Genomic DNA, 17,396 nt, shown 5'->3' with positions numbered 1-17,396 from the left:
CTAGAAAAGTACAGTTCAAGGTATAATAGTGAAAATCTACAATAATTTTTATTTTTACGAATATTTCGTATATTTACGATATAAACATAATTTTATGAAATATTCATTATCCTTCTTATTATCGCTGACGATACAGATTCTATTTGCTCAAGAAAATTCGCCAGCAATAGCTAAAGTACATTACGAATTCAAACACATTAATGACACCACGCAACGTGATCAATTTATTCGCGACGAAACGATCACTTACCTTAATCAACAGGCCAGTTACTATACCTCATACTCCACAAATCGTATGCAGGATGAAGTCAAAAAACAGATGGATGCCCCCTCCTTTGACGGGAATATAACTATCCAGACACGAACAACTCCTTTAGGGGCATCGTATTTACTAGATGTCAACAACAACAAAATGACAGAATTGATATCCGTTGCCGGGGACAAATTTGCTATACCTCAAACTTACCCAGCTCAAGAATGGGAAGTATTAGGGGATCATAAGGAGATCGGAGGATACAGTTGTCAAAATGCAAAAACAACTTTCAAAGGTCGCACCTATGAAGTATGGTTTACGACAGAGCTGCCATTTCCTTACGGACCTTGGAAACTTCATGGACTACCAGGACTCATTTTGGATGCAAGGGATTCAAAAAACGAGGTCATTTTTGCATATGCTGGATTTGATAAACTGGAAGACAGCAAAGTACAGGTGGCGCTACCACAAGGCGTGATTACAACCTCACTAGAGGAAGTTCAAAAAATCCAAGCTGCATTTAAAGCAAATCCACAGGCCTATATGAACGCTCAATCGGCAAAGAGTCGAAGTATCAGTGTAGGTTCTAGCAATGCCATTACTGTTAAAAGCGGTTCAAGCGCTGGTATGAAAACAGGAGATGGTGGTATGGATGTCTCTAGGATCAAAAGTTTTAATATACGGAAAGATGAACTATATAAGCCTTCTAAAGTCACCAATAATCCGATTGAGCTAATACCTTAATGAAAGTACCTATATGTTTACTTTTAATCACTTGGTTTGGGCAAATTTGTTTTGCCCAACAAATGATTAGTGGGAAGGTACAAGAAGCAAATACACAGAAGCCAATACCTTTCGCAAGTGTAAATATCCTGTCTGAAAATAAAATCGTCGCTTTTAAAACGACTGATAAGGAAGGACGGTTTATGATGCAACTTTCTAAAGAATATACCACCGTCTACCTGCAGATCCACCATCTTACTTACGAAAAATTCGAACAGCAAATTGACAAAAAGTCGACCGATCTCCGGATTGTCTTAACCCCCAAAACCAATCTATTAAAAGATGTCGTAGTCAAGAGTAAACCCAAAGTAAGTCGTTCCAATGACACCATTTCTTATGATGTAGGTTCTTTCGCTAAGGAAGAGGATCGAAATATCGGAGATATCATCAAACGCCTACCCGGTATGGAGGTAACAGAATCCGGCTTAATAAAATATCAGGACAAAACGGTTTCCAAACTTTACATTGACGGTGATGATCTGTTAGAAGATCGTTACGGAATAGGCACACGAACAATTCCGCACAGAATGGTCAAAGACATTCAGGTCCTCGACAACCATGAACACTATAAAGTACTTAAAAACAAAAGATTTACAGACGATGTAGCAATTAACCTTGTCATCAAAGAAGATGCTAAGTTAAAGTTAACCGGACAGGCTAAAATAGCTGCTGGTACTCCCAATAACTATGACCCCGAGCTAAACACAATCCTTTTTAACAAAAAAGTTAAAATGCTGAATGTACTCAGTGCAAATAACATCGGTAGGGATCTTTCTGGTGATGTCGTAGGCAATAACCAGTCATCTTTACTCGCAAAGTTTGGCGCTTCCGCTATTCACAACCTCCTTGCAACAAGTACAACTGGAGCTCCCAATATTCCAAAAAACAACTACTACTTTAACAATACAGGTTCCCTCAACACCAATAATCTATATAATTTCAAAAACAAATGGCAATTGAAATCAAATATTCAGTTACTATTTGATAAAGAAAGACAGAATAACGCTGCTAGTACACGATATTTACTCGATGGAGGTGATGTGTCCTTTGAAGAACAAAACGGCATCAGAGCAGAGAAATGGCTGGGTGTGGCAAGACTCTCTGCATCTGTGAATACAGAAAAAAAATACATCAGCGAAATACTTTCCTTTGAATATGAAAAAAAAGATATAAAAGCCCTATTAACAAACTCGACCAGTAAAATTGACCAATTTCAAAAACACCATATCAAAGGAGTCAGCAACCAGTTCAGTTATATACCGCAATTAAAAAACAACGATATTATAGCAGTTAATTGGACATTAAACTATGGAAATAAACCACAATCTCTACAGATTTATCCAGGTGTTTTTTCTGAAATATTGAATGACAGCATTCCATACAAAAGTACCACTCAGCAGATCGAGGTTCCCTCATTTTTCACTGAGGTTTCGACAGGTTACCACTTCAATAAAAGTAAGATCAAACAGTATTATCAGATCGGTTTCAATACCGACCGCCAACATTTTACTTCATTGTTATATCTTCAAGATAATGAGCAGATAGATAGAAGACCGCGCCAGAATACGAGCAACGATCTGCACTGGAGCAGATCTCAAGTGTTCATTACACCACAATATGACTGGAAAAACGATCGCTTCGAGGCTCACCTTGATATCCCGATCACTTATCTGATCACCCAATATAAAGATAATACACAGGCTTTGGACATTTCAAAAAATTCATGGTTGATCAACCCCGGCCTAAAAGCGCGCTGGCGAGTCTCCCAAGAAGATTATCTCCAATTTGCTTATCAATATAGCCAGGACATTGGGAATATTGAAGACGTATTCCATGGAGCGGTACTGCGCAATTATAGGATGCTTAGCCAAAACAATGCTGCGCTGAATGAATCCCAAAAACATGCTTTTAATCTCAATTACAATCTGGCGCGTACATTGAAAGTATTATTCGCTAATGCAGGAATCAGCTATTCCAGGCTTTCATCCAACACGATGTTATCCTCAATTATAAAAGACGATATCACAGAGAATATATTGGTTAATATGGACAATCTGCAAGAACATTGGTCCTCACAAATTGGGTTTGATAAATATATATTTCCTTTGGCAAGTACGCTCAAGTTAAAAGGCAGTATGGCCTATTCCCGATTCAATCAATTGCTAAACAGTAGTGTTGTTCCCATAAAAAGCATCAATTACACGCTCCAACCTAGTTTAGAAGCAAAAATATTCAAATCATATAATATATCTTATACAGGTACTCTCAATTGGAATAGAAGCAAGCAACAAGGGAAAGACTATCTGATTCGGAATAAAACAACTATGATGACACATAACTTAGGTTTCCCTATAAGCCCTTTTAAAAATGGCTTTATACGTGTAAACATACGTAACCTCTCCACTTTCCAGACGAATATGAAGAATGCAAGTTATACCTTTATAGACGTTTTTGCGCGTTATCGATTGAACAAATGGAAAACTGACTTTGAATTGGATATGAGCAATTTGACGAATATAAAAAATTATCGGACCTACATGACAACAGCCAATATGATTTCCCAAAATGAATTTGAACTACGGGGAAGAACAATTTTACTACGCGCTGTCTTTAATCTTTAGGCCTTAAATGCACTTGAAACCAGCATTTTAAAAAAAAGCAGCGGTCGAAGGTAATTACTTACAAAGTTCGACCAGGATAAGATGATCCATAAAAAGGCCCGGGTGAAATATTCACCCGGGCCTTTTATATGTTAATATGGAAACAATTTTTGCTTTTCCAAGAAGTCTAACTGTTTAGCACGCTATTATTGCATATCAAATAAATGCTTTTCAGCATGGTAGGACGAACGTACCAATGGTCCTGATTCAACATACTTAAATCCCATTTCCAAACCAATTTTTTGATATTTCTCAAATTGAGCTGGTGTGATAAATTCAATAACGGGATGGTGTGCTTTTGTAGGCTGCAAATACTGACCGAGCGTCAAAATATGAACTCCTACATTATATAAGTCCTGCATGGCCTCGATTACATCTTCTTCCGTTTCGCCAAGACCAAGCATAATACCAGACTTCGTACGAAGACCTGCTTCCGAAATCCGACGCAAACATTCCAAAGAACGATCATATTTGGCCTGGATACGTACTTCCCTTGTCAGACGGCGTACAGTTTCCAAGTTATGTGAAACGACCTCAGGACGAACCGCAATGACACGATCCAGATTGTCCCATTGCCCTTTAAAATCTGGCAATAGCGTTTCCAAGGTTGTCTCGGGGCTCTCTCTACGGATGGCATTAATCGTTTCCGCCCAAATCGTCGAACCACCATCTTTCAAATCATCACGGTCAACAGAAGTGATGACACAATGTTTGACCTGCATCAGCTTCACTGAGTTTGCGACCCTGTTAGGCTCATCCAAATCGACCGCCAGAGGACGACCTGTTGCTACAGCGCAAAACGAACATGAACGTGTACAGATATTACCTAGTATCATGAAGGTCGCTGTTCCTGCCCCCCAACACTCACCCATATTTGGGCAATTTCCACTCTCACAAATCGTATGTAATTTATGTTCATCTACAAGACTTCTGACATGTCTATACTCTTTACCAACAGGCAATTTGACACGCAACCAATCGGGCTTGCGTTGTGCAGGAGTTGCCGGAATAACTGGAAGTTCAATCATACAACAAAGTTAAGGATTAAAAATGTAATTTCTATCCGGCAATTTGTTGGATTTATATCATAAAAACTTATCGAATGACGGCAATAATAGAATAATGAAACAAAAATTAGGATATTTGTGTTGATTATCTATTGATCTAAATACTATACTATGCGATTGAGTCAATCCTTATCCCTTTTATTGCTTGGGGGAACTTGCATTTTCGGTGCACAGGCCCAAACTAATTTTGATCTAATTCCCAAGCCATCCAAGGTGACCGTAGCGACCGGAATATATAACATCCCAACACAGCTCTCCGTTATTGTTTCAGACGATTTTCAGGCTGCGGCGCAATTGCTTACCGAGCATCCCGCAATCAAAGGCTTAACCTTTGAGGTGCTAAAGAAAAATAAAAAAACTCCAAAAGAAGGTTTTCGTATTATTAAAGCTGTTGATGCAGACAACTTGAGCAAAAATGCGTATTCGATTCAAATTGATGAAAAAGGTCTTCTGCTTAAAGCCTGGGATACGCCGCAGGTCATCAATGGGATTTATACCTTGATCCAGTTGGGTTACCTACAGACTGACCCCAGCCAAATAGCATTTGCAACAATCGTCGATGAACCTCGTTTTTCTTACCGCGGGCTTCATTTGGATGTTTCCCGTCATTTTATGCCGCTCTCTTTCGTGAAGAAATATATCGACGTCATGGCCATTTATAAGTTCAATAACTTTCACTGGCACCTGACAGATGGCGCCGGATGGCGATTGGAAATTAAAAAATATCCGGAATTAACACAAAAGGCTGCCTGGCGTACACATGCGCATTGGAAAGATTGGTGGAACAATGGCCGTCAGTATGTAGAAAAAGGAAATCCGAATGCAAATGGCGGCTTTTATACACAGGAAGAAGCGCGTGAACTGGTAGACTATGCTGCTCGAAAAGGCATCAATGTCATTCCTGAAATAGAAATGCCCGGACACTCGGAAGAAGTACTGGCCGTGTATCCCGAACTCTCCTGTTCGGGTAAACCCTACAGCCAGGGCGAGTTTTGCATCGGCAATGAAAAGACTTTTGAGTTCTTAAAAAATGTACTGGATGAAGTACTCACCATATTCCCTTCCCAATACATCCATATTGGCGGGGACGAAGCCGAAAAGAAACATTGGGAAAAATGTCCAAAAGACCAGGCCCTGATGCAAAAGGAAGGTTTAAAATCAGTAGATGAATTACAAAGCTATGCCATCAAGCAAATGGATTTATACCTGCAATCGAAAGGGCGAAAGCTTATCGGCTGGGATGAAATCTTGCAAGGCGGTCTGACTGAAGGTGCCACGGTCATGAGCTGGCGCGGCGAAGACGGAGGAATAAATGCGGCAAATGCCGGCCATGATGTCATTATGACTCCGGGTTCACATCTGTATTTTGATTCTTATCAGACCGATCCAAGGACACAACCCGAAGCAATTGGCGGATACCTAACCCTCGATAAGGTATATTCTTATGATCCTATTCCAAACGCGATACAAGCGGACAAGGCGAAACACATCCTGGGTGCACAAGCTAATATTTGGACAGAATATGTACCGACGACAGAGCACGTTGAATATATGGTATTTCCGCGAGCATTAGCGTTATCCGAAGTCAATTGGACCGCAAAAGATACAAAAAGCTGGGCTGACTTTCAACGCAGATTACAATCACATTATAAATTGCTACAGGAGCTGAATCTGAACTATTATCGTCCATCATTCAATGTTGCTTATACAGCGTCTTATAATGCAATTAAAAACAACAACAAAATTACACTTACAACAGAGCAATTAAACACGGATCAGATCCGATATACCATTGATGGAAGTGAACCTACGATTCAGTCTACGCCATATACCGGTCCATTTGAACTTAGTTCAACAGGACATATCAATGCAGCATACTTTCAGGACTCTATCAAAATAGGCCCTACATTATCCTTTGATATTGATATTCATCGTGCCATTGGAAAAAAAGTAACGTACAATACGCAATGGTCAGGATATCCAGCGCAAAAAGATTCGACTTTAACCAATGGGCTAATGGGAGGCCTGTCTTATCACGATGGACAATGGCAGGGTTTTACCAGCCCGATTGATGTTGTTGTTGATTTGGAAAGAAGGGAAGAAATCCATCAAGTTGCCATGAATTTCATGCAAATGATAGGTCCCGGAGTTTATATGCCCGGGGAAATGGAGGTTCTCGTTTCTGACAATGGTCGTACATTCCGTTCAATAGGGACAGTAAAAAACGATGTATCCGATAAAGAATCCAAATTGACATTTAAACGCTTCGAGCTGAAACTTAATAAAGCGCAGCAGGCACGCTACATAAAAATCAAAGCCAGCAACCCGAAAAAAGGATATTTATTTACAGATGAAATCATTGTTTATTAACAGAAAATAAGCGATTCCCGATACTAGTTGGAGAACCTATTCCTTACGTTTTCCAACTAGTATTCCTATTTTCAAGACCACTTTTCCAACAAAGCTCATTTTATTTTGAAATATTCTTAAAATAAATACTTCATTTTCAAAATTTAAAATGTAACTTTGCACTCCGACAAAGCAGTCGGAATGACCCTTCCCCATGAGCTATTTTTGATTGTCTTTGCTCAGATTTACAATAGGAAATTTAATTTTTTGAACTAGATATAATGCCAAGAAACACTTCCATTAAGTCGGTTTTAATCATCGGATCAGGTCCCATCGTTATCGGTCAAGCTTGTGAATTTGATTATTCTGGATCTCAAGCATCCCTTTCATTGAAAGAAGAAGGTATTGAAGTATCCATCATCAACTCAAACCCTGCAACAATCATGACGGACAAAGTTGTTGCAGACAATGTCTATTTACTTCCATTAACGTGCGAAAGTATTGAAGAGATATTGCAAAAACATAACATTGACGCAGTACTTCCTACCATGGGTGGCCAGACCGCTTTGAACTTATGTATCGAAGCATCCAACCTGGGCCTTTGGGAAAAATACAACGTAAAAGTTATCGGTGTTGATGTTGCTGCCATTGAAAAAACTGAAAACCGTGAAGAATTCCGTCAATTAATGGTTGATATTGGTGTGGGTGTTGCAACTTCAAAGATTGCAAACTCATTCCTGGAAGGTAAAGAAGCAGCACAAGAAATTGGTTATCCTCTTGTTATACGTCCTTCCTACACCCTAGCCGGTACAGGTGGTGGATTTGTACACAGAAAAGAAGATTTTGATGCGGCTTTAAATAGAGGTTTACATGCTTCGCCGACACATGAGGTTTTGGTAGAGCAGGCCGTGTTGGGTTGGAAAGAATTCGAATTAGAATTGCTTCGCGATACCAACGACAATGTCATCATCATCTGTACCATTGAAAACTTCGATCCAATGGGCATCCATACGGGAGACTCGATCACGGTTGCACCGGGAATGACATTATCAGACAAATGTTACCAAGATATGCGTAATCAGGCTATCCTGATGATGCGCTCGATCGGTACATTTGCGGGTGGATGTAACGTGCAATTCTCTGTTAACCCAGAAAATGAAGAAATCATCGCAATCGAAATCAATCCACGTGTATCCCGCTCATCTGCTTTAGCATCAAAAGCAACTGGTTACCCAATTGCAAAAATTGCCGCTAAATTAGCGATCGGATATAACCTGGATGAGTTGCAAAATCAGATTACTAAAACAACATCGGCATACTTCGAACCAACATTAGATTACGTTATCGTGAAAATCCCGCGTTTCAACTTTGATAAATTCAAAGGTGCAAACAAGGAATTAGGCCTGCAGATGAAAGCGGTAGGTGAAGTAATGGCAATCGGACGTACATTTATCGAAGCTTTACAGAAAGCATGTCAATCACTTGAAACAGGTCGTGCCGGTCTAGGGGCTGATGGTCGTCAATGGAGAAATCTTGACGAAATTATGGATAGCTTGGAACATCCAAGTGGAGACCGTCTATTCCATATCAAAGATGCATTCGAATTAGGTGTTCCTTTGGAATCAATCCGTAAAGCAACACGTATCGACAAATGGTTCTTAGTACAGATCCAAGAGTTGGTACACCTGGAGCAAGAATTACGTCGTTACCAATTGAATAATATCCCACGCGATTTCTTTATGACCTTAAAACAAAAAGGTTATTCAGATGTACAGATTGCTTGGTTGTTAGGTAATGTAACAGAAGATCAGGTATATGATCGTCGTAAGGAACTTGGCATCAACCGGGTTTACAAAATGGTTGATACTTGTGCCGCGGAATTCCCAGCACAAACTCCATATTACTATTCAACATTTGAAGAAGAAAACGAATCCATCTCTTCAGACAAAAAGAAAATCATTGTATTAGGTTCAGGTCCAAACCGTATCGGTCAAGGTATCGAGTTCGATTACTCTTGTGTACACGGGTTATTGGCTGCGAAAGAATGTGGTTACGAAGCAATCATGGTGAACTGTAACCCGGAGACTGTATCTACGGACTTCAACATGGCCGATAAATTATATTTCGAGCCTGTATTCTGGGAGCATGTCCGTGAGATCATCGAATTGGAAAAACCAGAAGGTGTAATCGTTCAATTAGGTGGACAGACAGCACTTAAAATGGCTGAACGCTTAGAGCAACTTGGCGTAAAAATCATCGGTACATCATTCGAGAATATGGACTTGGCGGAAGACCGTGGCCGTTTCTCTGATCTATTGAAAGAATTAAATATTCCATATCCAAAATATGGCGTAGCTACTTCGGCAGAAGAAGCATTACAAGTAGCCAACGAAGTTGGTTATCCAGTATTGGTTCGCCCTTCGTATGTATTGGGTGGACAAGGCATGAGTATTGTCATCAATGACGAAGACTTGGAAAAAGCAGTTGTTAACTTATTGAAAAACCTTCCCGGTAACCATATCCTGATCGACCATTTCTTGGATCGCGCTGAAGAAGCGGAGTCAGATTCCATCTGTGATGGTGAAGATGTACATATCATCGGTATGATGGAGCACATTGAGCCTGCAGGTATTCACTCTGGAGACTCATCGGCGGTATTACCTCCATTCGGACTCTCACAAGCTGTTCAGGATAAAATGGAAGAATACTCGATCAAGTTAGCGAAAGCACTAAATGTACGTGGTCTATTAAACATTCAGTTTGCTGTCAAAGGTGAAAATGTGTATGTCATCGAGGCTAACCCACGTGCATCACGTACAGTTCCTTTCATTGCGAAGGCTTACGATGTTCCTTACATCAACATCGCGACAAAGGTCATGTTAGGTGTCAATAAATTAAGTGACTTCACCATCGAACGTAAATTGAAAGGATACGCGATTAAAGAGCCTGTATTCTCCTTCAATAAATTCCCTGAGGTAGACAAACAATTAGGCCCTGAAATGAAATCAACCGGTGAAGCGATCCGCTTTATCAAAGATCTTCAAGATCCATATTTCAGAGAATTGTACAATCAAAAATCAATGTTTTTGAATGCACAATAAGGTGTCTCTATAAAATAGAAAAGGCTTGCAATGCAAGCCTTTTCTATTTTATATCTTTTACACATCGGAAACCGACATTATTTGTTGGGCTATTGACCTCCCCTTTTCCCCTGCTTCCCGCTTTATAACGTTCACAATATTGATCATTGCAGAGAAATGATCCACCACGCTGAACACGTTTTTCAAGATTAGGTTCCTGTGGATCATAGGAGTTTTCAGGTCCTTTGGGATTTGCCACCGTGCTACTTTTGTAATAATCCGGACGGTAGTAATCGGAGCACCATTCCCAGACATTCCCTTCCATATCATAAAGTCCTAAGGCATTTGCCTGAAAAGATTTTACGGGAGCGGCTCCCTCATATCCATCTTCTTTTGAATCTTCAATCGGAAATTTCCCTTGGTATATATTTGCAGTCCACTTACCATTGGGTTTAAGCTCTTTTCCCCAATAGTACAGGTCTTCATTCGTATCCTTACCCGAGCGGGCAGCATATTCCCATTCCGCCTCTGTAGGCAATCGCTTTCCTGCCCATTTTGCATAAGCATCAGCATCTTCATAGGCGACCTGAACAACGGGGTAATTCATTTTATCTTTTATAGAACTATCAGGCCCTTCGGGATGTTGCCAATTTGCGCCAGGAACATATTCCCACCACATCAGATAATTATTTAAGGAATTAAGCTCTTTGGGTTTCGAGAATACGGCAGATCCGGGGACAAGCATATTTGGATCCACACCGGGAAAATCTTTTGGATCCAATTTCCGCTCGGCTACCGTCACATATCCTGTTTCCTTTACAAATTGAGCAAATTGGGCATTTGTTACCTCGTGTTCATCCATGTAAAATGAAGTGAGTTCGACCTGATGTACAGGCTTACTATCTTCAAAATTTGAACTTCCCATCAAGAATTTACCACCTTCGATTAGAACCATCTTTCCAACAGCGGCATTGCTTTGTTTGGATAACTGAGATTTGATCATGCCAGCTCGTGTAGGTATATTTTCACCAACACAACATGAGAGTGTATCTTTTGTGGAAAACAGAGATAGACAGGCAACTAGCGTCAGATTGATTAACATACCTAAAGATAAACATAAAAGGGGAACAATAAAATGCTCCCCTTTTAATTATTGAACAAATGCAGATTTTATACATCCAATTGTACATTTTCCTTTTTCACATTTTTGGAGCGAATAGGCGTATTCCCACCACCTTTTAGTGTAATATCTACGGGATTATTGCTTTTCCAGGCGCCTTTTGTAAAATCAGGTACAGCCACAGTTTTACAGTTCTTTTCAACAGATTCAAAGCTCAATGGCACGATACAGCTCCACGAAGCAGCATCGTAAACGTCCTGATCCAATGGCAATCCGTTACGCAGACAATCGATTAAACGCCAGTCCATCATAAAATCCATTCCACCGTGACCGCCGACTTCTTTTGCTTTATCACCGATATATTTCACCAATTCGGGCGTGTATTTATCATACAGCTCCTTGAGTTTCTCCTCCTTGATGAATTCATGGCCAAATGCGATATTTTCCGTAGGATATTTTTGGGCAAAACCCTTTGTACCGCTAAGTGTATGCAATCTCGAGTAGGGTCTAGGTGAAGTCACATCATGTTGTAACATAATTGTTTTTCCTTTGGCTGTACGGATCAATGTCGTATTCATATTGCCACGGTATTTCTTTCCGACAAATTCCTGAAAGAAAGAATCTTTGCCTGCTAGTTCTTTTGCCTTCTCACCCATCATAAAATCATTGGATGACATGGCTACAAGATGATCCATCTTGTCTCCTCTGTTGATATTTAAACACTGTGCTACGGGGCCAAGTCCATGAGTTGGGTATAGGTTACCATTGTACTTGATATTTTCCCGTAAACGCCACATCTGATCGTAACCATTCTTTGCGAAATTTAAATCCAACAAATCATGGATATAAGCTCCCTCACCGTGGATTAATTCACCAAATAGACCTTGGCGGGCCATATTCAATGTCAACATTTCGAAAAAGTCGTAGCAACAATTCTCCAACATCATGCAATGTTTTTTTGTTGTTTCAGATGTTTTGACGACCTCCCAACAATCTTTTATTGTCAGCGCAATTGGCACTTCACAAGCCACATGATTACCAGCTTTCATTGCCGCAATACTCATGAGTGCATGGTAATCCCAAGGCGTGCAAATATAGACAAGATCTAACTTCTCCTCTTTCAGCAATGATTTCCAGCCATCTTCTCCTGAGTAAGACTTTGCAGCGTTCAAGCCCTTAGAAGTAAGAATCTTCTGTGCTTTCTCAACACGTTCAGGGTGTTTATCGCAAAGTGCAACGATCTCACAACCTTCGATAAAAGCCAGTCGTTCGACTGCTCCGGGACCACGCATCCCCAATCCAATTACAGCAACTCTCACCTTATCAATTTTGGGCGCAGCATAACCGCACATATTAAATGCTTCTGCAGTCGCATTGGCATTAACCAAAGTAGGAAGTGAAACAGCCAGTGATGATAAAATCCCGGCTTTTTTTAAAAAATCTCTTCTAGAATCCATAATTTAAAGTCATGTAAATTTAAAGGGACCAATTGGTCCCTCTAAAAAATCACCTATTTTAAAACAAACTAAACAGTCAATAAGAAAAATCCCTTTGGATTTGGATTTATATTTGGTTCTTACTAAAGAACTTAATCTCTTTAACAATAATATAACACTTTTCTCAAAATAAAAAATCAAACTTGAAAGCAATCGTTTGTTTAATCTACACAAACGATTGCTTAATTTATTATTATCTTGTCTTTTTAATGAAAAGTATCGCATCACAGTAAATACGCTATTCCAATCTCAGGGCAAAATCCAAAAAAACATATACACAAAACTTTACTCCTGTATTCTCCCATCGTTAGGTCTTATTGTGGGGCCTTTTTTGAATAGTTATCTAAAATATTTTATCATTAAACCGAAATTTAATGGTTATATCTTCAACTCAGTCTTCGGCTAATTCCTATGTGTTAAAGATTCCAAATTTGAACCTTTAGTAGCAAATTACATATTAATGAACTCCTCTTTGCATATCCAGCGATAAAATGAGAATAGTTAATCGACCAAGTTAGCTAAATGAACGAAGCTATCAAATCTATTTTCCAAGCGAAAAGGGAAAAAGCCAATAAAGTGCGGTGGATATGTCAGATGATTATTACTCAGTCCTTTGGAACAACATTATTCTGAATGGATTTTTGGATCCTTGTTCCGTAGCTGTTCCCCGGGGTTTCCCCGCCCGGAGCTTCTTCATAGAGAACATCGGCCGGAAGCATAGTATCGGCAAAGGGAGATAAAAGAACCGGAGGACAAATAAAAGATCTTCCGGAAAGGAGATATGACCTAAACGAAAGAAGCCCTTGACTGTTTCCAGCAAGGGCTTCCGTGTAAAAAAAGGCACCGACCTACTCTCCCACCTGTTACGGCAATACCATCGGCTCTGGCGGGCTTGACTGCTCTGTTCGGAATGGGAAGAGGTAGACACCGCCGATATAGGCACCTAAAGATCTTTTTAGATGTGAGATATGAGATATGAGTACCGGGATCCTGTTAGGTCCCACATAGCACGTATCCATGTCCACGTCTAAATGACATATATATTGAAAGAGGTTCGTTTCTTTTTGTTATTCTTTTCGTTTCAAAAATTAAAGAGGAAGACAACAGTGTCTGTCTGCTTGAGAAAGCTTCGGGCTATTAGTACCACTTGGCTCTGGTCTCTCAACCTTTACACCTATGGCCTATCAACGTAGTCATCTCCTACGACCCTATAAGGAAGTCTCATCTCGTGGCTAGTTTCGCACTTAGATGCTTTCAGCGCTTATCTATTCCAGACGTAGCTACCCTGCCGTACACCTGGCGGCATAACAGGTTCACCAGAGGTCTGTCCAACCCGGTCCTCTCGTACTAAGGTCAGATCCACTCAAACTTCCAACGCCCACAACAGATAGGGACCGAACTGTCTCGCGACGTTCTGAACCCAGCTCGCGTGCCACTTTAATGGGCGAACAGCCCAACCCTTGGGACCTTCTCCAGCCCCAGGATGTGACGAGCCGACATCGAGGTGCCAAACCTCCCCGTCGATATGAGCTCTTGGGGGAGATCAGCCTGTTATCCCCAGCGTACCTTTTATCCTTTGAGCGATGGCCCTTCCATACAGAACCACCGGATCACTATGTCCGTCTTTCGACCCTGTTCGACTTGTAGGTCTCACAGTCAAGCAAGCTTATGCCATTGCACTCCACGTACGGTTACCAAGCGTACTGAGCTTACCTTTGAAAGCCTCCGTTACCTTTTTGGAGGCGACCACCCCAGTCAAACTACCCACCAAACAATGTCCTCGGAAATACCGAGTTAGAAACCGGATACAGAAAGGGCGGTATTTCAAGGTTGATTCCACGACTCCTGGCGAAGCCGCTTCAACATCTCCCGCCTATCCTACACATCCTGTACCCAATCTCAATGTTAAGCTATAGTGAAGGTGCATGGGGTCTTTCCGTCCCGTTGCGGGTAATCGGCGTCTTCACCGATACCACAATTTCACCGAGCTCATGGCTGAGACAGCGCCCAGATCGTTACACCATTCGTGCAGGTCGGAACTTACCCGACAAGGAATTTCGCTACCTTAGGACCGTTATAGTTACGGCCGCCGTTTACTGGGGCTTCGATTCAATGCTTCTCTTGCGATGACATCCCCTCTTAACCTTCCAGCACCGGGCAGGTGTCAGGCCTTATACCTCATCTTGCGATTTTGCAAAGCCATATGTTTTTGTTAAACAGTCGCCTGGGCCTTTTCACTGCGGCTGCTCTTCTCAGAGACAGCGCCCCTTCTCCCGAAGTTACAGGGCCATTTTGCCGAGTTCCTTAGCCATGACTCACTCGAGCACCTTAGGATTCTCTCCTCGACCACCTGTGTCGGTTTGCGGTACGGGTCTTCATAACCTGAAGCTTAGCGGGTTTTCTTGGAAGTCTGTTTACCTGCTCTATCAGCGCCACCGGAGCTTTGCTGTACTATTGGGTTTCAGCAGGGTCGGCGGATTTGCCTACCCCCTATACCTACGCCTTTCAACGAACTATTCCGTCAGTTCGCGGCAGTGTCACTACTCCGTCACCACATCGCAGTTATGAAGAGTACTGGAATATTAACCAGTTGTCCATCGGCTTGCCCCCTTCGGGTGCGCCTTAGGTCCCGACTGACCCTGATCCGATTAACGTTGATCAGGAAACCTTGGTCTTTCGGTGGGCGGGTTTCCCACCCGCCTTATCGTTACTTATGCCTACATTTGCTTTTCCATACGGTCCAACACCCATTACCAGGTATCTTCGCCCCATATGGAATGCTCCCCTACCAGATGCATATCTTTCAATGCAAATCCATAGCTTCGGTACCGTTCTTGATGCCCGTTTATTATCCACGCCCGGCCGCTCGACTAGTGAGCTGTTACGCACTCTTTAAATGAATGGCTGCTTCCAAGCCAACATCCTAGCTGTCTGGGCAACCGGACCTCGTTAGTTCAACTTAGAACGGATTTGGGGACCTTAGCTGATGGTCTGGGTTCTTTCCCTCTCGGCCTTGGACCTTAGCACCCAAAGCCTCACTGCCGGCCATATCTGATAGCATTCGGAGTTCGTCTGGATTTGGTAGGATTTGACTCCCCCGCACCCAATCGGTAGCTCTACCTCTATCAGACTCCATGCCGACGCTGTTCCTAAAAACATTTCGGGGAGTACGAGCTATTTCCCAGTTTGATTGGCCTTTCACCCCTACCCTCAGGTCATCCGGAAACTTTTCAACGTTTATCGGTTCGGTCCTCCATTACATGTTACTGCAACTTCAACCTGCCCAAGGGTAGATCACAAGGTTTCGCGTCTACCTCATCTGACTATGCGCCCTATTAAGACTCGCTTTCGCTTCGGCTGCGTCCCTGAAGGACTTAACCTTGCCAGACAAGAGTAACTCGTAGGCTCATTATGCAAAAGGCACGCTGTCACAGAATTCTCTGCTCCAACCGCTTGTAAGCACACGGTTTCAGGTTCTTTTCACTCCCCTGTTCGGGGTTCTTTTCACCTTTCCCTCACGGTACTGGTTCACTATCGGTCTCTCAGGAGTATTTAGCCTTACCAGATGGTGCTGGTGGATTCCCACAGGATTTCTCCGGTCCCGCGGTACTCAGGATACCACTATGCCAATATTCTTTACCTGTACGGGGCTCTCACCCTTGTCGCGCAGTTTCCCACCTGCTTCCAGTTCATAGCATTGTACAATATCGTGGTCCTACAACCCCGACCATGCCGTAACATGATCGGTTTGGGCTCTTTCCCGTTCGCTCGCCACTACTTGGGAAATCATTGTTATTTTCTTCTCCTACGCCTACTTAGATGTTTCAGTTCAGCGCGTTCGCGTTTTATACGACATGTCTTCAACATGCCAGGTTGCCCCATTCGGAAATCTACGGATCAAGTCGCATTTGCCGATCCCCGTAGCTTATCGCAGCTTATCACGTCCTTCTTCGCCTCTGAGAGCCTAGGCATCCCCCGTGTGCCCTTATTTACTTTCTTCACCGGCATAGCCTTTTGCCACTATGCGGCTGCTTTTGATATATAACCCGTATGCTACGCAATGATTCGTTCGGCCTTGACCGAGGGTCTCCTCATCACATCAAACACATACAAGCATTGTCTCTATACTGTTGTCTTCTCTTGTAATTTTTTTTCTCTTTCAATATGTCAAAGAACTCTTTTTTTAGTAGTGAGTAGTTAGATAGCAGTATCAAGATTTTTATATGTCGCCATATCATCTCTAAATACTATATACTAAATACTTGGTACTACTAAGAACGTGGAGAATAACGGATTCGAACCGTTGACCCCCTGCGTGCAAGGCAGGTGCTCTAGCCAGCTGAGCTAATTCCCCTTTTTTTAGATATGAGATGTTAGATTATAGATATGAGATCCTGTATGTCGCCATACTGTTTATCCCATCTCCTATCTCATCCCTCAGATCTTTTAAGTAGTCCCGAGCAGATTTGAACTGCTGACCCCTACATTATCAGTGTAGTGCTCTAACCAACTGAGCTACGGGACTAGCTATTCTGTTCATCTATCTCTCTCGGTCCTGCTCCTTATAGGGGCGGGCACTTTCTTCTGA

General features: G+C 41.9%; 7 protein-coding genes, 2 tRNA genes and 2 rRNA genes. 4 read left to right on the top strand and 7 right to left on the bottom strand.

Going from position 1 to position 17,396, the window contains the following annotated elements:
* Positions 1 to 94 precede the first annotated feature (94 nt).
* A complete protein-coding gene (locus G6053_RS03340; protein WP_165305538.1) occupies positions 95 to 997 on the top strand; it encodes a GLPGLI family protein in 903 nt (300 codons plus the stop codon).
* Positions 998 to 1,059: 62 nt separating this feature from the next.
* On the top strand, positions 1,060 to 3,657 hold the full coding sequence (locus tag G6053_RS03335; RefSeq protein ID WP_241254910.1) for a carboxypeptidase-like regulatory domain-containing protein: 2,598 nt from the start codon (positions 1,060 to 1,062) through the stop codon (positions 3,655 to 3,657).
* Between the two features lie 185 nt (positions 3,658 to 3,842).
* Here the strand turns inward: G6053_RS03335 and lipA are convergent, their stop codons facing one another.
* Positions 3,843 to 4,724 (bottom strand): lipoyl synthase, encoded by an 882-nt coding sequence (gene lipA, locus G6053_RS03330; RefSeq protein ID WP_104385109.1) that lies wholly within the window; start codon positions 4,722 to 4,724, stop codon positions 3,843 to 3,845.
* A 150-nt stretch (positions 4,725 to 4,874) separates the two neighbouring features.
* Between lipA and G6053_RS03325 the strand changes: the two genes are divergently transcribed.
* Both G6053_RS03325 and carB read left to right on the top strand, forming a co-directional pair.
* On the top strand, positions 4,875 to 7,133 hold the full coding sequence (locus G6053_RS03325; protein ID WP_165305536.1) for a family 20 glycosylhydrolase: 2,259 nt from the start codon (positions 4,875 to 4,877) through the stop codon (positions 7,131 to 7,133).
* Between the two features lie 260 nt (positions 7,134 to 7,393).
* Positions 7,394 to 10,213, top strand: a complete 2,820-nt coding sequence (carB, locus tag G6053_RS03320) for a carbamoyl-phosphate synthase large subunit (protein WP_108636098.1) — start codon at positions 7,394 to 7,396, stop codon at positions 10,211 to 10,213.
* 43 nt (positions 10,214 to 10,256) lie between these two features.
* Here the strand turns inward: carB and G6053_RS03315 are convergent, their stop codons facing one another.
* The 6 genes from G6053_RS03315 to G6053_RS03290 form a co-directional block, all read right to left on the bottom strand.
* On the bottom strand, positions 10,257 to 11,195 hold the full coding sequence (locus G6053_RS03315) for a formylglycine-generating enzyme family protein (protein WP_241254909.1): 939 nt from the start codon (positions 11,193 to 11,195) through the stop codon (positions 10,257 to 10,259).
* Between the two features lie 167 nt (positions 11,196 to 11,362).
* Positions 11,363 to 12,769 (bottom strand): Gfo/Idh/MocA family oxidoreductase, encoded by a 1,407-nt coding sequence (locus tag G6053_RS03310; protein WP_206531861.1) that lies wholly within the window; start codon positions 12,767 to 12,769, stop codon positions 11,363 to 11,365.
* Positions 12,770 to 13,643: 874 nt separating this feature from the next.
* Positions 13,644 to 13,755: ribosomal RNA gene (rrf, locus tag G6053_RS03305) — 5S ribosomal RNA — on the bottom strand.
* A gap of 171 nt (positions 13,756 to 13,926) precedes the next feature.
* A 23S ribosomal RNA gene (locus G6053_RS03300) occupies positions 13,927 to 16,807 on the bottom strand.
* Between the two features lie 281 nt (positions 16,808 to 17,088).
* Positions 17,089 to 17,162, bottom strand: a tRNA-Ala gene (locus tag G6053_RS03295).
* A 97-nt stretch (positions 17,163 to 17,259) separates the two neighbouring features.
* Positions 17,260 to 17,333 (bottom strand) — tRNA-Ile (locus G6053_RS03290).
* Between the last annotated feature and the right edge of the window lie 63 nt (positions 17,334 to 17,396).

Source organism: Sphingobacterium sp. DR205, from assembly GCF_011064245.1.
Classification (GTDB): Bacteria; Bacteroidota; Bacteroidia; order Sphingobacteriales; family Sphingobacteriaceae; genus Sphingobacterium; species Sphingobacterium athyrii.
Note: the sequence above shows the minus strand (reverse complement) of the source record. Positions and strands in the feature narration are given on the sequence as shown.